Below are 20,309 nucleotides of genomic sequence, written 5' to 3' on the forward strand. Positions count from 1 at the left end.
ATTTAAGCTTGGTAATATACTAAAACAAAAGTTACCGTTTTATAAATTTAAGCTCCATCTTTATATCACTCCGCTCATAAGGCACATCAGCTTCTTGCTCCACTTCAACAAACCCGAATTTCCTATAAATATAAATAGCATTTTCCAGCTTGGTATTGGAATACAAAAAGAGTTTCTTAAAGTTATTCCGTTTTGCAAAATCGATACAATATTGCATCAATTTCTGTCCTATTTTCTTGCCGCGTTGGTTGGGCAAAACAGCCATTTTAGTTAATTCGAAAGCACCCTCTTCTTTCTTTAAAAGAGCAACGGTTCCTAAAACGATGTTATTTTCAAGTGCAAAAAAGATATGCCCACCAGGATTTAAAATGTACTTGTCCGGATTGCTCAACACGTCCCGGTCAAAATCTTCCACATAAAAGTAGGTTTCTAACCATTCAACGTTGAGGTCGTAAAAGTCTTGAGCATACTGTGGTTCGTACGGTACTATTTTCATGAAGCGATACAGTCTGAAATTAAATATGAAATGGCTTTTCCTAATTGATTTGGGTTTGCTGAAAAGCTTGGGGCGCCTTCACAAATGTGAATGTACTTGCAGTTTTCTTTTTCTGAAAAATAGCGAATAAATTTCCGCGCTTCGGTCAAGGTAAAGCCGCTTGGTGTCATCGCGCTGCTGCCCATGTGTTCAATGGCGTCTAAATCTAATTCCACGCCAAAATATTCGGTTTTAGTATTTATAAATGCTTCAGCATTTTGAAGGGCTTTTGAAAACGATATTTTTTTTGAAATGGCAATTTCTTCAAAAATAGAATACTGAATGCGTTTAGGATTGGTGTCCATCGTTTCAAAAACCGCTTTTGAAGTATAATTGCGGTGAATCCCGAATATAGAATATTTGTTTAAAAACCCATCTTCAAAAGCATACGAAAAGCCATTGCCACTATGGCGGTGTTCCAGTGCCCTAAAATCGGTATGGGCATCAAAATTCACACAATTAATAGGCTTTCCAATGGCTTGCGAGGTCCCTTTTAAATTTCCGAAGCTATTATTATGACCTCCGCCAATTATGATGGGTATCTTGTTTGCTTGAACGATTTGTTTGATGGTTTTGGAAACCTTATCGTCAATTTGGGTGACCAATTCGCCCAGTTTTTCAAAATAATGCGGATCGTCTTGCCCAATATTTTCGGCTTGCTCCATTTGGGTCTTACAATCTATTTCGCCTAAAACAATTAAATTTTCAGCTTGGGTAAATGCATTGTTCTGAATGTTGCAAAACGACTGCAAAGCCGTAAGCCATGCATCGCGCGCGCCGGGTTTCCCGTGGTTGGCGCGTACGCCTATATCTTCGGGAATGCCGAGCAAGACATATTTTGATGGGCTGTTTTTCAATGCGTCCCAATTGGTAACGGTCGTCACTGCTTGGCCCAGTTTTTCTTCGCCCAACCGCTTGCTTATAAATTGTTCAAGTTCTTTTTTTGAATAAAACCGTACTGTTTCCATTATATCAGCTCCCCGTTTATAATTACCGAATCGATTAAGTTGCTCCCGAAAGAATACGGCAAATATCCATACGATGGCACTTCTTTCGTAATGATAAGGCTCGCTGTTTTCCCTTTGGTAATACTGCCGTGGGTGTCGCTAATGCCCATGGCATACGCTCCATTAATTGTGGCTGCATTAATCGCCTCTTCTGGTGTTAAGCGCATCTTTATACAGGCGGTAGCGACTACAAAATTCATATTTCCGCTGGGTGTAGAACCCGGATTGTAATCGGTGGCCAAGGCAAGTGGTAGCCCAGCATCAATTAACTTTCGGCCCGGTGTGTATGGAATGCTTAGAAAATAAGAGCAGGAGGGAAGCGCTACCGGCATCGTTTCGCTGCCTTTTAAAGCTTCAATGTCTTTGTCGGTCATGACTTCAAGGTGATCTACACTTAATGCGTTGTATTTAACCCCAGTGGCGATCCCACCTATGGCATTGAATTGGTTCACGTGAATTTTAGGGATGAGCTTATGTTTTTGGGCTTCTTCTAGAATTCGTTCAGTTTCTTCAACCGAAAAATACCCAACTTCACAAAACACATCTACATAATCGGCCAGCTTTTCTGCGGCAATCTTCGGCAGCATGTCGTTACAGATTAAATCAATGTACGCCGTTTTGTTTTCTTTGTATTCCGTGGGAACGGCGTGGGCACCCAAAAACGTGGTTTTCACCGTGACTGGATAGTGTTTTTCCAGTTTTTTGGCCACGCGAAGCATTTTAGATTCTGCTTCGGTGGTGAGGCCGTAGCCGCTTTTTATTTCAATGGCAGCCGTTCCCAGTTTCATCACTTCTTCCAGCCGTTTGGCCGATTGGCTGTAGAGCTCTTTTTCTGAAGTTTCTTGCAGTTTCTTGGCGCTATTGACAATTCCGCCGCCTTTTTCAGCAATTTCTTGATACGATAAGCCTTTAATCCTGTCAACAAATTCCTGCTCGCGGTTGCCGGCATACACAATATGTGTATGCGAATCGCACCAAGCTGGCATCACGATTTTACCCGTGCAGTCTATGGGTTTAAAACCTTCAATTTCCGGAAGGTTTTTCATGTCGCCATAGTCAGCAATCTTACCGTTTTCAACCAGTAACCATGCATTCTCTATTTTGGGTAAATTTCCCATTTCTTTTCCGCTGACTTTCTTCGGCGGATTTTCACGGGTTTGTAACAGCGTTTTTATGTTTGTGAGTAGTAATTTCATACCATAAAGATAGTAAACTTGACAAGGAATTTATACCTTAGACGTTCAGAAAATTTCAGAAGTATGAAAAAGAAAAATTTAGGAATAAATACCATTTGTACACACGTTGGTGAAGTAAAGGACGAACAGTTTAAAGGAGCCGTTTCCCCTATTTATCCATCAAGTTCCTATGCCTATGAAGGCGTGGATGTAAAACGCTATCCACGGTATTTTAACACTCCCAATCAAGAAGCGCTTTGCGAAAAAATTGCCATGCTCGAGAAAACCGAAGCTGGTTTGATCTTTGGAAGCGGGATGGCCGCCATCAGTACTACAATGTTGGCTTTTTTACACGCCGGCGATCACGTGGTGTTGCAAAAAGCTTTGTATGGCGGGACTTATAATTTTGTGGTGGAAGAATTTGATAAATTTGGGATTGAGTATGATTTTACCGATGGTTTTTCTGAAGCCGATTTCACTTCCAAAATAAAGGAAAATACCAAAGTCATTTTTGTGGAAACCCCTTCCAATCCGTTGATGCTCATAACCGATTTGGAAATGATTTCACGAATAGCAAAAGAGCAAAATATCGTTACGATGATCGATAACACCTTTGCGTCGCCTATTAATCAAAATCCGGCCGATTTCGGCATTGATGTTATGATACACAGCGCAACCAAATATATGGGCGGCCATAGCGATATTTGTGCGGGAGCCGTTGCCGCTTCCGAAGCGCACATCACCAAAATTTGGAACATCGCCAAAAACCTCGGCGGTAGCCTGAGCGATTATACCGTTTGGCTGTTGGAACGCAGCATGAAAACCATGAAACTCCGTGTAAAGGCCCAAAATAAAAACGCTAAGAAGTTGGCCAAATGGTTAGAGGCACATGAATTGGTGAAAAAAGTGTATTACCCCGGTTTAAAAAACCATCCAGACCATCAATTGGCAAAAAAACAGATGCGGGGATACAGTGGCATGCTTTCGTTTGAATTAATCGAAGAGTTGGATGCTTCCAAGTTTATGAAATCGCTGAAATTGATTAAAGAATCGATGAGTTTGGCTGGCGTGGAATCGACCATTTTATCGCCTGCTAAAACATCGCACGCATTGCTTTCTTCTGAAGAAAGAGAACGACAGGGCATTAGCAATGGATTGTTGCGTTTTTCTGTAGGGATTGAAGAAAAAAACGACTTAATATACGATTTGGAACAAGCATTTGAAGCGGTTTCTAATAAAGAAATACAAAAAGCATAAAGCATGAAGTTAGATATATTGGCCATTGGCGCTCACCCAGATGATGTAGAATTGAGCTGCGCAGGAACTATTGCAAAAGAAGTGACCAACGGAAAAAAAGTAGGAATCCTCGATTTAACCCGTGGCGAACTGGGAACAAGGGGCACTGCCAAAATACGGGACAAAGAAGCACGGGATGCGGCTGAAGTTTTGGGTGTTGCGGTACGGCACAACTTACAGTTTTCCGATGGGTTTTTTGTGAACAATGCTGCCAGCCAGTTGGAGGTCATTAAAATCATTCGGAAATACCGTCCCGAAATCGTATTGTGCAACGCCATAGACGACCGCCATATTGACCACGGAAAAGGCAGTAAATTGGTCAGTGATGCTTGTTTTTTAAGTGGTTTACGAAAAATAGAGACCATTCACGAAGACAATCATCAAAAAGAATGGCGGCCTAAACACGTGTACCATTACATACAATGGAAAGACCTAACACCAGATTTTGTGGTGGACATTACCGGGTTTCTGGATAAAAAACTCGAATCGGTCGCAGCATATAAAAGTCAGTTTTTTGATGAAAATTCCAAAGAACCCATAACGCCCATCGCCACGGCGAATTTTAATGAAAGCATTACCTACCGGGCACAAAACTTGGGAAGACTCATTGGTGTGGAACACGGCGAGGGCTTTACGGCAGAGCGTTACGTTGCCGTGGACTCTATTTTTGATTTGATATAAAAAATTTGTGTTATTTTTGTCTTGTGCAAAAGCTGTAAATGCCTTATCTTTGCACCCGCCTGTCAAGTATTGATGGGCTCGCTTTTAAAGCGAAATGTTATGGTGGTTGTAGCTCAGCTGGTTAGAGCGCCTGATTGTGGTTCAGGAGGTCGTCGGTTCGAAACCGATCTTCCACCCAAAAAGACCAAGCCTCTCGGAAACGAGGGGCTTTTTTTGTTTCGGGCAAACTGTCCCCACCCAGCCTCCCCAAAGGGGAGGAGACTTTAGGTTTTATTTTTTCAGCACCCAGCCTCCATCACCCAGCACCCATCATCCATCACCCAGCCTCTAGCACCCATCATCCAGCATCCATCACCCATCACCCGTCATCCATCACCCGTCATCCATCACCCAGCATCCAGCCTCTAGCACCCATCATCCATCATCCAGCATCCATCACCCGTCATCCATCACCCAGCATCAAAGCTTATCAGCCATAATCCTGTCTTCCCGGTTGGCTATTTCCCAAGCCGTCTGAAAAATGAGTTGGGCTCGTTTTGCCAATAAATCATATTCAATTTTATCGGGTGTGTCGGTGGGTTTGTGGTAATCTTCGTGTACGCCGTTAAAGTAAAAAATAATCGGGATGTTGTGCTTGGCAAAGTTGTAATGGTCGCTGCGGTAATAAAAACGGTTGGGATCGTTTTCATCGTTGTAGGTGTAATCCAATTCCAAATTGGTGTATTGGTCATTTACTTTTTCCGAAAGATCGTGCAGTTCTTGGCTCAACCGGTCGCTACCAATTAAATAAACATAATTGGGGTTGTCCTTTTTATCGGGATCAATACGGCCAATCATATCGGTGTTGAGGTTGACCACCGTGTTTTTTAATGGAAAGAGCGGATTTTCGGTATAGTAGCGCGAGCCGTACAACCCTATTTCTTCGCCGGTAACGTGTAAAAATAATATAGAGCGCTTGGGGCCGTTTCCGTCTTTCACGGCTTGTTGAAACGCTTCGGCTATTTCCAGCATTGCGACCGTCCCGCTACCGTCATCATCGGCTCCGTTATATATGGTGCCGTCTTCACGCATGCCCACATGGTCGTAATGGGCCGAAAGCACCAATATTTCATCGGGTTTCTCAGAGCCTTCAATAAAAGCGACAACGTTTTCCGAAGATTTGGGATCTTCCATTCTGTCAAAATATTCGGCGGGGATGTTTTGGTAATAATTGTTGGGTGCTATGGGAGAAGCAATGTTGTGGTCTTGATAAAAATTCCGAAGGTATTCCGCAGCCAACTTTTGCCCTTTTTCGCCCGTCATCCGGCCTTGCATCTCATCGCTGGCAAAGGTATAGAGCATGGTTTCTAATTCGTCAGCGGTAATGCCATTGGCATAATCCACCCGTGTTTTTTTGGTTGAAGTAGTTGTTTGTGCTGTGTTGCACGAAATAACAAGTAACGATAGCAGGGAAAGAAAAAGATATTTCATGGATAAAAAATATGGATTGTTAAAAAGTATGTTTTATTGGTAAATTAAAAGATAGAATGAATTTTTTAAATCGTGGTCTCCCTTGCCTGTTCGAGCCTTCTGGGCAGCAATCAAGATCAAAGGCAAAAACCAATTGGCTTTAAATATTAATGATGATGGACCACTTATTTAAACGACGTGAGTTCATAAGTGTTTTCGTCTGTTTTTTTATACGTTAGCCTATGTGTATTTACTATTTCGTTGCCGTCCTGGTCTTGCGATTTTATGGAGATTTTCACCACATAGATGGTTTCCACGTTTTCGGTGCTGGAAGCTTCTTTAGAAACCTCAATGTTTTCCTTGTTGAAAGTGGTGCCTTCCGGAAGGTCCATTTGTTTCTTTACTTCGGCTACCGCCATATCACGAACGGTCTGGGTGTCGTCTGTGTCGCTTGCACAGGCAAACAATAAAGTTGAAAATAATAAAATTGCAAATCGTTTCATAATTACATAGTTTGGATGCCGATAAAGATAGTTGAAGTTAGCACCTATTTTCTAAAAATTATGTGAAAATACACAAAGCGCTTACAAGTATCATACTATGTGAACCACAACAATCCGTATCTTTGTTGCAAATTATTTAAAAATGAACATAGAACAACTATATACGGGTTGCTTGTCGCAAGGGGCTTATTACATTGAAAGTGACGGCGAAGCGGCCATTATAGACCCATTGCGCGAAACACAACCCTATACCGAACGCGCCAAACGCGACAAGGCCGAGATAAAATATATTTTTGAAACCCATTTTCATGCCGATTTTGTAAGCGGGCACCTTTCGCTTTCCGAAAAAACCGGCGCCCCCATCATTTATGGCCCCAATGCCGATCCTTCTTTCGATGCCGTTATTGCCACCGATGGACAGGAGTTTAAGGTAGGAAAAGCGACCATCGTAGCCCTGCACACCCCAGGACATACTATGGAAAGCACAACCTATTTGCTTCGGGACGAAAACGGTAAAGACCACGCTATTTTTAGTGGCGACACCTTGTTTTTGGGCGATGTGGGCCGCCCCGATCTCGCTCAAAAAGCAGCGAGTATGACTCAAGAAGAACTCGCCGGTATTTTGTTTGACAGCCTCCGCGAAAAAATAATGCCATTAGCCGATGATGTTACGGTGTATCCCGCACATGGAGCCGGTTCTGCCTGCGGAAAAAATATGATGAAAGAAACAGTGGACACCTTGGGCAACCAAAAGAAGATAAATTATGCCTTGCGAAATGATATGACGCGGGAGGAGTTTATACAAGAAGTAACCGACGGCCTGCTGCCACCGCCAAGCTACTTTCCCCTTAATGTAAAGATGAACAAAGAAGGCTACGATAATATTGACGAAGTGGTATCTCGCGGTACCAAAGCGTTATCGCCCCGAGAATTCGAAAACTTGGCAAATACTACTGCAGCGGTGGTGTTGGATGTGCGCCACCAAAAAGATTTTATAAAAAGCCATATCCCAAACTCAATATTTATTGGTCTCGATGGCGGATTTGCTCCGTGGGTGGGCGATTTAATTGCCGACGTAAAACAACCTATTTTGTTGATCGTTGATGAAGGACGGGAAGAAGAAGCCGTTACCCGGTTGTCCAGGGTGGGGTTCGACAATACCTTGGGCTATCTAAAAGGTGGAATCCAAGCATGGCAACAAGCTGGAAAAGGAGTGGACAGCATGCAATCCGTTTCAGCGGAAACGTTAAAAGAAAAATTAAATAATCAAGTACCGGTTTTCGACGTTAGAAAAGACAGTGAATTTGAAACAGCACATATTCTTGCTGCTAAACACACCTCTTTGAGCCGGATCAATGACCATTTAGAAGACTATCCAAGCAAAGAACCTTTTTATGTCCATTGTGCCGGTGGGTACCGTTCGGTCATTGCGGCCTCCATTTTAAAAAGCCGCGGCATCCACAACGCGATCGACGTGGCCGGCGGATTTAAAGCCATAAAAGAAGCGGGAATCGAGATAACCAAGTAATTTGTAAAAAATAAACTGAAATTCAATTTACCATAAAGAGGAATTTATAATTATTACCGATTTAGTCTTACGTCTAATTATTAAAAAAAAACCCTAAAGTGGAGGAGACTTTAGGGTTTCTTCTTGCGTTACATCTTCATTCGCCATTAATTATCCTTCTCAGCAAGGTCTTCTAGGTTTTTTACTTTTGCTACGGTCGATTTTATTTCAGAGAGTTGACTGGTTAAAATTGATTCCAAGTTGGGTGGAAATCGGTTTTCTTTCAGTGTTTCTTCATACTCCTCCAAACTGGCTTTTTCGCCACGGATGCATTCTTCCAATACCGCTTCATCGTCTTTTCCGGTAAAGGCGGTTTTTACATCAATCCAAGTTCGGTGCAAATCGCCAGTGGTGCTGCCATCTTCTTTAGGTTTTTCGTTTAACGATCGTATTTCACGGTCCAATTCGGTTGCAAATTTATTACGTTTTCGTGCCTGTTCTTTCAAAAACCGTTTTAAGTTGCTGTCCTTGGCATCTTCCATGGCCTTGGTAAATCCTTTTTCGGCATCGTAATTTTTTTCAAGAAGGCCTTGAAGGTTGTTCACCAAGTCCTTATGAACGGTTTCTTTTGCTTGTTCCCTTGTAGTTTTCATAGTTTCTGCTTTTATTGTTTTTTGAATTCACTCCTAAAAATACAATCTATCTTTAAAGTTGCTTCTTAGTGTTTTGCCAATTGAGAAGCCTTTAACAAAGCATGTTAATGAATTGTAATTTATTTGATATTCAGGCTTTTGCTGTTTATATTTAAATGAACAATAAAAAACAATAGCCATGGAACAAGACAAGAAAAGCGAATTGGAAAAGCAAAAACAGAGCATTGAAGAACAGGCCATTAATAAAAAGGAAAAAGAGTCTGATGGAAAAGAAATAAACCAACAAGTAAAACAACGAAAAGAACAACATCAACCCCGTGATACGGCTTAATGGCAAGTACGGAACAAGAGAAAGCCCCGCAAAATTTTGCGGGGCTTTCTTTTTTGATCAAAGCCTGCGTTTGACAGGCTGGAGCAAAAAAAGGTTATTTTCGCGCGATCGCTTTTTTGGCAGCTTTTACAATGGCATTGGCGTTAAGGCCATATTTTTCCATGAGTTGTTCTGGGGTTCCAGATTCGCCAAAAGTATCTTGCGTTGCCACGAACTCTTGTGGCGCTGGGGCATTTTCGGCTAATACACGGGCGACACTCTCACCAAGCCCACCTAAATAATTGTGTTCTTCGGCAGTGACAATGCCCCCTGTTTTACCAACGCTATCCAGTATCGCTTTATTGTCCAAAGGTTTAATGGTGTGGATGTTGATTACTTCGGCACTGATGCCTGCTTCGTTCAGTTTTTCGGCAGCCTGCAATGCTTCCCATACCAAATGGCCTGTGGCTACAAGGGTTACATCGGTTCCTTCTTGCAGCTGAACAGCTTTCCCAATTTCAAATGTTTGATCTTCAGGGGTGAAATTGGCTACCTTCGGCCGGCCAAAACGGAGATAGACAGGACCTTGATGCTCGGCTATGGCCAAGGTGGCGGCTTTGGTCTGGTTATAGTCGCAGGTGTTGATAACCGTCATGCCCGGAAGCATTTTCATCAAGCCGAGATCTTCGAGAATTTGGTGGGTAGCTCCGTCTTCCCCTAAAGTAACTCCGGCGTGCGAAGCACAGATTTTTACGTTTTTCCCGCTGTAGGCAATGCTTTGGCGAATTTGATCATAAACACGCCCGGTGGAAAAATTGGCAAAAGTCCCGGTAAACGGGATCTTCCCGCCAATGGTCAAGCCTGCGGCCATTCCCATCATGTTGGCTTCGGCAATCCCCACCTGAAAAAAGCGGTCTGGATGGTTCTCTTTAAAGTCGTCCATTTTTAAGGAACCGGTCAAGTCGGCACACAAGGCCACGACGTTTTTATTGGTTTTTCCCAATTCGGTCAATCCTGCTCCAAAACCGGACCGGGTGTCTTTTTTTCCGCTGTCTGTATATTTTTTCATTTTGAAATGTTGAAATTATGTGAGAAATTAACTTCCAAGGGTTTGGTGTCCATCGCAATTGCTTTTAAAACCACTTTATCTTTTACGGTTGCTTTTAATAGCAATCCTTGTGGCAAATTAAAGTCTATGCTCCCTTTGCTCTGGGTTTTGTAGAGCATGAGCTGTAAAAATTCTTTGAAAATAGCATTGTTGTCCACCTTATGCTCTGCATCAAAAACCACTGTAATGGGTTTATCGGGTTCTGTGCTTGGGTAAATGGAATATACATCCCGTTCCTTGCCGAACAGTACATCTGATTCCGATGTTTTTTCAGAAATTAACGCCACCTCTTGGTTTAATGGATTATTCATTGGAGGAAGCATATCCTTCATATCCATTTTGAAAAAAAAGATATTTTCATTGAAACTCAAATCCATATAGAGGATAGCCTTCTGCGTATCGAGTATAATATGCGAGTTCATGGAGGATAGATCCATCTGGGTTTGCTTAAACATACGGGCACCTAACTGACTGGCCAATATGGGAGCGCTGGTATATATATAGCTTCCTTCCTTATTGTAGCTTACGGTTATGGTGTCGGTGGTGTTTTTCCGTTTATTCGGAATTTCATACGTAACACTATAATCAAACGTAATGCTTTTGGTTTGGGCAAACGCAAAATAGCTAGAGCAAAGCGCGATTAAAAGTAAATATGTGGTTTTGTTCATCTTAATAGTCTTGTAGGGTTTCCGGGTTTTGTGCCAAGGCCTTTTCCAATTGCTCATCATTGGGAGCTTTCCCGTGCCAAGCGTGGGTGTGCATCATAAAGTCAACCCCGTTCCCCATCACGGTGTGTAACAACACACAAACAGGCTTTCCGTGTCCGGTTTTTGCCTTGGCTTTTTTCATGCCTTCCAATACGGCCGAAAGTTTGTTGCCTTCTTCAATTTCCAATACGTCCCAGCCAAAGGCTTCAAACTTGCCCTTTACATTGCCTAACGGAAGTACATTGTGGGTAGCACCGTCAATTTGCTGGCCGTTCAAGTCGATGGTCACGATGAGGTTGTCCACTTGGTTTCCTGCGGCATACATAATGGCTTCCCAGTTTTGGCCTTCTTGTAATTCCCCATCACCACAGAGGGTGTATATTAAATGGTTGTCGTTGTTCAGTTTTTTGGCTTCGGCAGCGCCAATGGAAACCGAAATCCCCTGTCCCAACGATCCCGATGCCACCCGAACCCCGGGCAATCCTTCGTGAGTGGTTGGATGTCCTTGCAAACGGGAATCGATGTGGCGAAAGGTTTTCAGTTCCTCCACCGGGAAATAACCCGACCGCGCTAAAACGCTATAAAAAACCGGGGAAATATGCCCGTTTGAAAGGAAGAAAAGGTCTTCGCCTATTCCGTCCATATTAAAATCGTCCTTGCGGTCCATCAGTTCTTGGTACAATGCGACGAAAAATTCAGTACAGCCCAAAGAACCTCCGGGATGCCCTGAGTTTACTGCGTGTACTTGCCTTAAAATATCCCTGCGGACCTGAACCACTAAATCCTCAAGGTGTTGTAAATCTGCCATGTGCGTTATTTTGTTTTTTCAGCATCAAAAATACGGGTTTCCAAGGCGTGGGCAAAAGATAATTCCTTCAGTTATCAACGATTTAAGGGAAGTTATTAAAAAGAACAACTACAATATCGTGACGTCCCCTAAATTGAGTTGATCTTTTTTTGGTTACTTTCTTCGCTAAAGGGGAAGGCGAGCCAGAGCAAAGCGAATTTTAAATCCCAGATCTCACATCTCATATCTAACGTCTCATATCTAACGTCTCATATCTCAAGTATCTAAACAAATCCTGTTATCTTTGCAGCCGTTTGCCTTCCGAAGTTTCGGTTTGGGCATCGTTCAGAAAAAAACATGCATGCAATTTAAATTAGAAAACACCGATCCCGAGAGCCAAGCCCGCGCCGGGACCATCACATTAGACCATGGCCCCGTTGAAACCCCCATTTTTATGCCGGTTGGGACGGTAGGTTCAGTTAAAGGCGTACACCAACGCGAACTTTCCAACGACATCAATCCCGATATTATCTTGGGAAACACCTACCATTTGTATTTGCGGCCGCAAACCACAGTGCTCGAAAAAGCTGGTGGCCTCCATAAATTCATGAATTGGGACCGAAATATCTTGACCGATAGCGGGGGCTATCAAGTGTATTCGCTTTCGGCAAACCGAAAAATCAAGGAAGAAGGGGTGAAGTTCAAGTCGCATATTGACGGGAGCATGCATTTTTTCACGCCCGAAAACGTGATGGAAATACAACGGACCATCGGCGCCGATATTATTATGGCCTTCGATGAATGTACGCCCTATCCCTGCGATTATAACTATGCCAAACGTTCCATGCACATGACGCACCGTTGGTTGGATCGTTGTGTAGCGCATTTAGGGAAAACACCTTTAAAGTACGACTACAACCAAACACTTTTTCCCATTGTGCAAGGAAGCACGTATAAAGATCTGCGGAAGCAATCTGCAGAGTACATTGCTTCGGTAGGGGCGGCAGGAAATGCCATTGGCGGACTTTCGGTTGGCGAACCGGCCGAAGAAATGTATGCCATGACCGAGGTGGTCACCGAAATACTTCCCAAAGATAAACCCCGTTATTTAATGGGTGTGGGGACCCCAATCAATCTATTGGAGAACATTGCCTTGGGCATCGATATGTTCGATTGTGTCATGCCCACCCGAAACGGCCGAAATGGCATGCTCTTTACCGCGCACGGCACCATAAACATAAAAAATAAAAAATGGGAAACCGATTTCTCACCCATTGACGAGATGGATATCACCTGGGTGGATACCGCTTATAGCAAAGCATACGTGCGCCATTTGTTTAAGGTAAAGGAACTCTTGGGCATGCAAATTGCAACCATCCATAACTTAGGGTTTTATTTATGGTTGGTTCGTGAAGCGAGAAAACATATCTTAGCGGGGGATTTCACCTCGTGGAAAAACAAAATGGTCAAACAAATGGATAAACGCCTTTAATGTTAAGCATACTCGATAAATACATTCTGAAGCGATACTTGGGCACATTCTTGCTGTTGCTCCTATTGTTTATCCCTATCGGTATCACGGTAAACCTTGCCGAAAAAATCGATAAGATTTTGGAGAACGAGGTGCCTTTTATCGAAGTGGCCAAGTATTATTTAGATTTTACCATCTACTTTGCCAACCTCTTGTTTCCGTTGTTTTTGTTTTTGTCGGTCATCTGGTTTACTTCAAAATTGGCCAACAATACCGAGGTTATCGCCTTTTTAAGCAGTGGCGTTTCCTACTATCGGTTTTTACGCCCGTATATGATTGGGGCGACCATTGTATGTGTTGGCGCTTTGATTTTGGGCATGTATCTCGCACCCATGGCCAGCAAGGGGTTTAACGAATTTAAATACAAATACCTAAAGAAAGGGAAACAGGACCGGGCGCAATCTAACATGTACCGGCAAATAAACGACAACGATTATATTTATGTGAGCTATTTCAATGTAAAGGAAAAAACCGGAAACAATTTTACCTTAGAACATTTTGAAGGCAATGAAATGAAATACAAGCTTTCGGCCAGCCGGATAAGGTATAACGAAAAAGACAGCTCCTACACCCTCTACAATTACAAAAAACGGATAGTGGGCGAAAACGATGACCGGCTTTTAAAAGAAACCAAACTTGACACGGTCTTTCCTTTTGAAATGGAGGATTTAACCCCAGTCGAATACATTGCCGAAACCTTGAACTTTACAGAGCTCAACGATTTTATTCAACGGGAGAAAGCAAAAGGCTCTTCTTATATAAACAGGTACGAAGTGGTACGGTACAAACGGTGGAGCCTGCCGGTTTCTGCCTATATATTGACCGTTATTGCTGTTGCAGTATCTTCGGTGAAACGCCGTGGCGGCATGGGGGTTAACCTTGCCATTGGTATTGCCATTGGGATGGTTTTTATCTTTTTCGATAAAATTTTTGGTACCATGGCAGAGCAAAGTACTTTTTCACCCTTTATCGCCACATGGTTCCCTAACATTGTATTTGGTATCTTAGCGATTTACCTGTTGAAAAATGCCAAACGCTAAACTGTTCAACTACCTGCATTTGCACGGTATCGTCTTTATTTGGGGCTTTACGGCCGTGCTGGGGGCTTTAATTTCCATCGATGCCATTCCGTTGGTGTGGTTCAGGATGCTCTTGGCTTCAGGGTTTATCTTTCTCTTTGTGTTGCTGAAGAAAGAAAAATTGCGTTTTTCGGTTAAAACCCTTTCAAAATTTTTCTTTGCAGGCTTTATCATTGCCTTGCATTGGTTGTGTTTCTTTGGAGCGATAAAAGCATCGAATGTTTCGGTAACCTTGGCGATTATGTCCACCGGGGCGTTTTTTGCCTCGCTGCTGGAACCGCTTTTCTTCAAACGGAAAATAATAGGGTACGAAGTGTTCTTCGGAATCACCGTAATTGCAGGGCTGTACCTTATTTTTAATGTGGAAACCGATTACGTTTGGGGAATTGGCCTGGCATTGGCCGCTTCTTTCTTGGGCGCCATTTTTACCATCATCAACGGGGCACTGGTCATAAAACACAAAGCATCGGTTATTTCGCTGTACGAACTGTTTTTCGGTGGGTTGTGCATTACCGCATATTTGGCTTTTCAGGGGGAAATCACTTCAGGATTGTTTCAGCTGTCAACAAACGATTGGCTGCTGTTGTTGCTGTTGGCATCGGTGTGCACGGCGTATGCTTTTCTGGCTTCGGTGCATGTCATGAAATGGATAAGCCCTTATACCGTAATGCTCACCGTAAACCTGGAACCGGTATATGGAATCATCTTGGCCTTGTTGATACTGGGCGATAGCGAATATATGAATCCAGAATTTTATTACGGCGCCGCAATAATCATTGCAACCGTCATCGCCAATGGCGTGGTTAAAAACAGGTTGAAAAGAAAAAAAAGGCGATTGCCCAATACCTAACAACAAAATTTTATCTTTGCATGCTAAGAAAAACTACAATCTAAAGATACTATGGAATATCTTGAATTTGAATTACCGATAAAAGACTTGCAGGAACAGTACGAGAAGGCGTGCCAAATTGGTGCCGACAGCGAAGTGGACGTGAGCAATACCTGCAAGCAGATTGAGAAAAAACTGAAAGAAACCAAAAAAGAAATATATAAAAACCTAACGCCATGGCAACGCGTACAGTTGTCCCGTCACCCCAACCGTCCCTATACTATGGATTACATTAAAGCTATATGTGGGGATTCTTTTTTAGAACTGCACGGCGACCGTAATTTTAAGGACGATAAGGCCATGGTGGGCGGGCTTGGTAAAATTGGCGATCAAAGTTATATGTTCATTGGCCAGCAAAAAGGCTACAATACCAAAACGCGGCAATTCCGTAATTTCGGGATGGCAAACCCCGAAGGGTACCGCAAAGCCTTGCGATTGATGAAATCTGCCGAAAAATTCGGGCTGCCCGTGGTCACCTTTATCGATACCCCAGGGGCCTATCCCGGCCTGGAAGCCGAAGAACGAGGCCAAGGCGAGGCGATTGCCCGCAACATTATGGAAATGACCCGCCTTAAAGTGCCAATCATCGTGATCGTTATTGGCGAAGGGGCCAGTGGTGGCGCTTTGGGAATAGGCGTTGGCGATAGGGTGATGATGCTCGAAAACTCTTGGTATTCGGTAATTTCGCCAGAAAACTGCTCGTCCATCCTATGGAGAAGTTGGGACCACAAAGAACAGGCCGCCGAAGCCCTAAACCTCACGGCCAAAGATGCCAAAAAACTGAAAGTGATCGATACCATCATAAAAGAACCATTGGGAGGTGCGCACAGCGATCGTGAAAAAACGTTTGCCACCGTTTCCAAGACCATCGTAAAAGTATATGACGAATTAAAAATCTTATCACCAACCGATTTGGTGAAACTAAGGATGGAAAAATATTCCGAGATGGGAGTCTTTAAAGGCTAACTTCAACCATAACAACCCTTACAAAAATCCGGAGGTGCGTCTCGGGATTTTTTTGTACCTTATTAACAATATTTTTAAGTTATCAACAGTTGAAATGTTGATGACTGGTTAACATCGAAACGGTAAACCCAAGCCGTTCAACTCACAATTTTCTTTACATTCGCCTTATGGAAAAAGTACAACAACAAACCAAATATCAATCAAAGTCTTCGCAGGTAATTTCCTTGGAGAAAGGAAAGCTGCCTCCACAAGCAATTGATTTAGAGGAGGTTGTGCTTGGCGCCATGATGATTGACAAAAAAGGTGTGGACGAAGTAATCGATATCCTACACGCCGATGTGTTTTACAAAGATGCCCACAAACACATCTTCGACGCCATCCATACCCTCTTTGAAAACAGCGAACCGGTGGACTTATTAACCGTTTCGTCCCAATTAAAAAAAGACGCCACCTTAGAAGCCGCGGGAGGGGAGTTTTACTTGGTGCAATTGACCCAAAAGGTGTCTTCTTCGGCACACATTGAGTTCCACGCGCGCATCATCCTTCAGAAGTTCATTCAGCGGAGCTTGATTAAAATTTCAAACGAAATCATTGAAGATTCGTACGATGAAACCACCGATGTTTTTGACCTTTTGGACACCGCCGAATCAAAACTGTACGAAATTACCCAAGGCAATATTAAACGGTCTTCCGAAACGGCCCAGCAATTGGTCATCCAAGCAAAGAAAAAAATTGAGGAAATCGCCAATAGGGAAGGGCTGTCCGGTATCCCTTCTGGTTTTGAGGACATCGATAAGCTCACTTCGGGCTGGCAACCCAGCGATTTAATTATCGTGGCGGCGCGCCCAGGTATGGGGAAAACAGCCCTTACCTTGTCTATGGCCCGAAACATTGCAGTAGATCACAACATTCCGGTGGCCTTCTTTTCGTTGGAAATGTCTTCGGTACAGTTGATTACGCGTTTGATTTCTTCGGAAACACAATTGAGTTCTGAAAAACTGCGAACCGGAAACCTCGAAAAACACGAATGGGAACAGTTGAACGTAAAGGTAAAAGGCCTGGAAAAAGCACCATTGTTCATCGATGACACGCCTTCGCTTTCCATTTTCGACCTGCGGGCAAAAGCCAGGCGGCTCTCCTCCCAGCACGGCATTAAATTGATTATGGTCGATTACTTGCAATTAATGACAGCCGGTGGCAACCAAAAAGGTGGCAACCGAGAGCAGGAAATCTCCACCATTTCCCGAAACCTGAAAGCATTGGCAAAAGAACTGAACGTTCCGGTAATAGCCCTCTCACAATTATCGCGTGCCGTGGAAACCCGCGGCGGAAGCAAACGTCCCTTGCTGTCAGACCTTCGTGAATCGGGCGCCATTGAGCAGGATGCCGATATTGTATCGTTTATTTATCGCCCCGAATATTACAAAATTGACGAATGGGACGACGAGGAGCGCACCCCAACCGAAGGCCAGGCCGAGTTTATCGTGGCCAAGCACCGTAACGGTGGGCTGGACGAAATACGCCTGCGTTTTGTGGGGCACTTAGGACGCTTCGAAAACCTGGAACGGTTTGATATCCCCAGCGAAATCCATTCCCGTATGAACGACGCTGCCAACGACGACACCTTTAAGACCGACAGCCTGCCCTCGGCAGATGAAGCCTTCGGCAGTTCCATGAACAACGACCTGCCACCGGATGATGATAATGAGGTGCCTTTTTAGGGATTTTTTTATATCGATTTTGCAGCTATTCGGAAAAGATGCGTTTTTGATGTATATTTACACCAAAATGTAAGTTATGTCAAGACAAAGTATATCGTTTACAAAACCAAACGACGAATGGTTGAAATCACAAGTGGATAATAAGGAATATTCAAGCAAAAGTGAATTAGTTAACGACTTGATTAGGCAAGCCCGAAAACAACAAGTTCAATTAGACTGGGTTCGAGCTAAATTGGAAAGAGCCGAAAATAGTGGATTTACAAATGAAAGTAAAGAAGGTATTTTAGCGCAATCAAAGTCATTGTTGAATGGCTAAATACAAACTTACCAACGAAGCAAAAAATGATTTGATTCGGATTCACCATTTTGAGGTTGAAAAGTTTGGAATGGATCAAGCTGATAGCTATTTCGAATCCTTTTTTGAATATTTTGACATCATTGCTGAACGTCCTTTTTCTTTTGAATCTGTTGAGTACATTAAAAAAGGATATAGACGTTGTGTTTGTGGAGTTGATAGTATTTATTACAGAATTAATGAAAATATTGTTGAAATAATGGCCATTGTTGGAAGACAAGATTTAAATGAAAAATTATAACTGAAATAAAGACTGTGGGCATCACTGTATCCCAGGTTTGGTTGTATTGCTAAAATCACCCAATTTTTAATTCAATAGTCAACCGTGCTCCAAGATAGGTTGTATTTGCTTGAGGCGTAGTTGACGGATACCTGCCCGTTTGCAATTTGGTCAATAGTCGAAAGTTTCAAGTCGAAACGTATACTTGGGTAGTGTTTTTTAGCAGGTGCCCGTCTTTGGTGTTTCCATAAGTAATTGATAGTTTTTAGTTAACCTATGTTAAGACGGGACCATAAATAAAGAAGGATCGTTCAAATAGTGTTGCAACCAAGGATAATCAATTCCCAAAAAATCTTTCATATATCCAATATGGCTCAAAATTTGCCGTTATCTATTCCCGTGAAATCGGGTATCTTGTAAATCACAGCCGAAATTTTATCAAAATGAAACATATAGCTTTTTTATTGTTGCTTTTCTTTTCCTTAAACGCCTCAGCTTCCTATATATTGATCCCCATGGATGCCGAAAGCCAAAAGGAACACCTTAAAGCCTACGGGATTACGTATTGGACACTTGAAAGACAAGTAAAGGTAAAATGGTTGCTCAACTACCGCGGTGGTTCTTTTTTGATGCCCGATTCCGAAGAAATACGGAAAGAATGCCAAATTCGAGGCGTCTCCTTCGAAGTGATTTCCAACAGCAAAACCGAAGAAATCCTCACCACCATCAGCAGTCCATCACAAAACATGGAAGCCGTAGTGCTGGAAAAAGCACCCAAAATCGCCGTGTATTCCCCCAAAGGCAACCCGCCGTGGGACGATGCAGTAACCATGGTATTGACCTATGCCGAAATACCCTACGAGGTGGTTTACGATAAAGAAGTATTGAGCGACCAGCTTATATTGTACGATTGGTTGCACCTGCACCACGAAGACTTTACCGGCCAGTACGGAAAATTTTACCGCGCGTACCGCGCCGCCCCGTGGTATATTGAAGAAAAACGGAAAGCCGAGGCCTTGGCGGCCGAACTGGGCTACGACAAAGTTTCAGAAGAAAAAAGAGACGTAGCCTTGAAAATACGCGATTATGTGGTGGGCGGCGGTTTTATGTTCGCCATGTGCAGCGCCACCGATAGTTTTGATATCGCACTGTCGGCCGAAGGCGTGGATATTTGCGAACCCATGTTCGACGGCGACCCCAGCGAACCCGGCTACCAAAGCAAAATTGATTACAGCAAGACGTTCGCATTTACCGATTTTATCTTGGAGCGAAGCCCAATGGTCTATGAGTTTTCATCTATCGATATGACTTCGAAACGCCGCATACCAAAGGAAACCGATTATTTCAGTTTAATGGATTATTCAGCCAAGTGGGACCCAATCCCTACCATGTTGGTGCAAAACCATACGGCTTTGGTAAAAGGGTTTATGGGGCAAACCACCGCCTATGAACGCAACCAAGTAAAATCCAATGTATTGGTAATGGGCGAAAACAAAACCAACGGCGAGGCCCGCTACATTCACGGCATTAAAGGAAAAGGGTTTTTTACCTTCTATGGCGGCCACGATCCTGAAGATTACCAGCACCGGGTAGGGGATGCCAAAACCGAACTGGCCCTGCACCCCAATTCGCCAGGCTACCGTTTGATTTTGAACAACGTACTCTTCCCAGCAGCCAAAAAGAAAAAACAAAAGACGTGAACACGGGCAAAAAAAGAATGGCCCACTGCGTTGTATCATAAACGCTTAACTGCATCTTTTTTTAAGTGAAAACGGTCGGGAGAAAAACGCATCGAAACCCAATGGGCAACAATAAAAAAACCGGATCCAC

21 protein-coding genes and 1 tRNA gene are annotated in these 20,309 nt (G+C 43.2%); 13 read left to right on the forward strand and 9 right to left on the reverse strand.

All coding sequences use genetic code 11. From position 1 onward, the window contains the following. Positions 1-31 precede the first annotated feature (31 nt). Genes DDV96_RS03690 through hutI form a run of 3 tightly spaced genes read right to left on the reverse strand, consistent with a single transcriptional unit; the run spans position 32 to position 2,738 of the window. Positions 32-496, reverse strand: coding sequence for a GNAT family N-acetyltransferase (locus tag DDV96_RS03690; RefSeq protein ID WP_116693392.1), 465 nt, complete (start codon positions 494-496; stop codon positions 32-34). Then, positions 493-1,503 (reverse strand): formimidoylglutamase, encoded by a 1,011-nt coding sequence (locus DDV96_RS03695; protein ID WP_116693393.1) that lies wholly within the window; start codon positions 1,501-1,503, stop codon positions 493-495. Before DDV96_RS03695 ends, DDV96_RS03690 begins: the two co-directional genes overlap by 4 nt. After that, positions 1,503-2,738 (reverse strand): imidazolonepropionase, encoded by a 1,236-nt coding sequence (gene hutI, locus DDV96_RS03700; RefSeq protein WP_116693394.1) that lies wholly within the window; start codon positions 2,736-2,738, stop codon positions 1,503-1,505. Before hutI ends, DDV96_RS03695 begins: the two co-directional genes overlap by 1 nt. 63 nt (positions 2,739-2,801) lie before the next feature. On the opposite strand from hutI, the gene DDV96_RS03705 reads away from it, so the two are divergent. The 3 genes from DDV96_RS03705 to DDV96_RS03715 all read left to right on the forward strand — a co-directional run bounded on the left by DDV96_RS03705 (position 2,802) and on the right by DDV96_RS03715 (position 4,871). Next, positions 2,802-3,974 carry a trans-sulfuration enzyme family protein gene (locus DDV96_RS03705; protein WP_116693395.1) on the forward strand — a complete coding sequence of 391 codons (1,173 nt, stop codon included), beginning with the start codon at positions 2,802-2,804 and terminating at the stop codon, positions 3,972-3,974. Between the two features lie 3 nt (positions 3,975-3,977). Next, positions 3,978-4,694 carry a bacillithiol biosynthesis deacetylase BshB1 gene (gene bshB1 / locus DDV96_RS03710; RefSeq protein WP_116693396.1) on the forward strand — a complete coding sequence of 239 codons (717 nt, stop codon included), beginning with the start codon at positions 3,978-3,980 and terminating at the stop codon, positions 4,692-4,694. 101 nt (positions 4,695-4,795) lie between these two features. Beyond that, a tRNA-His gene (locus DDV96_RS03715) sits at positions 4,796-4,871 on the forward strand. Between the two features lie 282 nt (positions 4,872-5,153). On the opposite strand, the gene DDV96_RS03720 is transcribed toward DDV96_RS03715, so the two are convergent. Both DDV96_RS03720 and DDV96_RS03725 read right to left on the reverse strand, forming a co-directional pair. Next, positions 5,154-6,164: a M28 family metallopeptidase gene (locus DDV96_RS03720; RefSeq protein ID WP_116693397.1), complete on the reverse strand. Its 1,011-nt coding sequence runs from the start codon at positions 6,162-6,164 to the stop codon at positions 5,154-5,156. 164 nt (positions 6,165-6,328) lie between these two features. Next, positions 6,329-6,646: a hypothetical protein gene (locus tag DDV96_RS03725; RefSeq protein ID WP_116693398.1), complete on the reverse strand. Its 318-nt coding sequence runs from the start codon at positions 6,644-6,646 to the stop codon at positions 6,329-6,331. Between the two features lie 142 nt (positions 6,647-6,788). Here DDV96_RS03725 and DDV96_RS03730 point away from each other — a divergent pair, with 142 nt between their 5' ends. Further along, entirely contained in the window at positions 6,789-8,174 is a 1,386-nt protein-coding gene (locus DDV96_RS03730; RefSeq protein WP_116693399.1) for an MBL fold metallo-hydrolase, read from the forward strand. Between the two features lie 146 nt (positions 8,175-8,320). Here the strand turns inward: DDV96_RS03730 and DDV96_RS03735 are convergent, their stop codons facing one another. Beyond that, positions 8,321-8,806 carry a ferritin-like domain-containing protein gene (locus DDV96_RS03735; RefSeq protein WP_116693400.1) on the reverse strand — a complete coding sequence of 162 codons (486 nt, stop codon included), beginning with the start codon at positions 8,804-8,806 and terminating at the stop codon, positions 8,321-8,323. Positions 8,807-8,984: 178 nt separating this feature from the next. Between DDV96_RS03735 and DDV96_RS15805 the strand changes: the two genes are divergently transcribed. Continuing rightward, entirely contained in the window at positions 8,985-9,137 is a 153-nt protein-coding gene (locus DDV96_RS15805; protein ID WP_165805955.1) for a hypothetical protein, read from the forward strand. Positions 9,138-9,231: 94 nt separating this feature from the next. On the opposite strand, the gene DDV96_RS03740 is transcribed toward DDV96_RS15805, so the two are convergent. From DDV96_RS03740 to DDV96_RS03750, 3 genes are read right to left on the reverse strand one after another with little or no spacing between them, the layout of a single operon-like run. Further along, positions 9,232-10,185, reverse strand: coding sequence for a transketolase family protein (locus DDV96_RS03740; RefSeq protein WP_116693401.1), 954 nt, complete (start codon positions 10,183-10,185; stop codon positions 9,232-9,234). After that, positions 10,182-10,892, reverse strand: coding sequence for a hypothetical protein (locus tag DDV96_RS03745; RefSeq protein ID WP_116693402.1), 711 nt, complete (start codon positions 10,890-10,892; stop codon positions 10,182-10,184). Before DDV96_RS03745 ends, DDV96_RS03740 begins: the two co-directional genes overlap by 4 nt. A gap of 1 nt (position 10,893) precedes the next feature. Continuing rightward, positions 10,894-11,739 (reverse strand): transketolase, encoded by an 846-nt coding sequence (locus tag DDV96_RS03750; RefSeq protein ID WP_116693403.1) that lies wholly within the window; start codon positions 11,737-11,739, stop codon positions 10,894-10,896. Between the two features lie 340 nt (positions 11,740-12,079). Between DDV96_RS03750 and tgt the strand changes: the two genes are divergently transcribed. The 8 genes from tgt (at position 12,080) to DDV96_RS03790 (ending at position 20,179) form a co-directional block, all read left to right on the forward strand. Next, positions 12,080-13,210 (forward strand): tRNA guanosine(34) transglycosylase Tgt, encoded by a 1,131-nt coding sequence (gene tgt, locus DDV96_RS03755; protein WP_116693404.1) that lies wholly within the window; start codon positions 12,080-12,082, stop codon positions 13,208-13,210. Next, the gene (locus DDV96_RS03760; protein ID WP_116693405.1) at positions 13,210-14,289 is read left to right on the forward strand and encodes an LptF/LptG family permease; all 1,080 of its coding nucleotides are present in this window, start codon (positions 13,210-13,212) and stop codon (positions 14,287-14,289) included. The genes tgt and DDV96_RS03760 overlap by 1 nt, the downstream gene beginning before the upstream one ends. Then, positions 14,276-15,178 (forward strand): DMT family transporter, encoded by a 903-nt coding sequence (locus tag DDV96_RS03765; RefSeq protein ID WP_116693406.1) that lies wholly within the window; start codon positions 14,276-14,278, stop codon positions 15,176-15,178. The genes DDV96_RS03760 and DDV96_RS03765 overlap by 14 nt, the downstream gene beginning before the upstream one ends. A gap of 51 nt (positions 15,179-15,229) precedes the next feature. Beyond that, the gene (locus tag DDV96_RS03770; protein ID WP_116693407.1) at positions 15,230-16,183 is read left to right on the forward strand and encodes an acetyl-CoA carboxylase carboxyltransferase subunit alpha; all 954 of its coding nucleotides are present in this window, start codon (positions 15,230-15,232) and stop codon (positions 16,181-16,183) included. A gap of 167 nt (positions 16,184-16,350) precedes the next feature. Beyond that, on the forward strand, positions 16,351-17,904 hold the full coding sequence (dnaB, locus tag DDV96_RS03775; RefSeq protein WP_116693408.1) for a replicative DNA helicase: 1,554 nt from the start codon (positions 16,351-16,353) through the stop codon (positions 17,902-17,904). Between the two features lie 76 nt (positions 17,905-17,980). Next, positions 17,981-18,220 carry a ribbon-helix-helix domain-containing protein gene (locus tag DDV96_RS03780; RefSeq protein ID WP_116693409.1) on the forward strand — a complete coding sequence of 80 codons (240 nt, stop codon included), beginning with the start codon at positions 17,981-17,983 and terminating at the stop codon, positions 18,218-18,220. Next, positions 18,213-18,500, forward strand: a complete 288-nt coding sequence (locus tag DDV96_RS03785) for a type II toxin-antitoxin system RelE/ParE family toxin (protein WP_116693410.1) — start codon at positions 18,213-18,215, stop codon at positions 18,498-18,500. The genes DDV96_RS03780 and DDV96_RS03785 overlap by 8 nt, the downstream gene beginning before the upstream one ends. Positions 18,501-18,922: 422 nt before the next feature. Beyond that, on the forward strand, positions 18,923-20,179 hold the full coding sequence (locus tag DDV96_RS03790; RefSeq protein WP_206073999.1) for an asparagine synthetase B: 1,257 nt from the start codon (positions 18,923-18,925) through the stop codon (positions 20,177-20,179). The last annotated feature ends 130 nt before the right edge of the window (positions 20,180-20,309 follow it).

The organism is Marixanthomonas spongiae (assembly GCF_003095375.1).
In the GTDB taxonomy this organism is placed as follows: Bacteria; Bacteroidota; Bacteroidia; order Flavobacteriales; family Flavobacteriaceae; genus Marixanthomonas; species Marixanthomonas spongiae.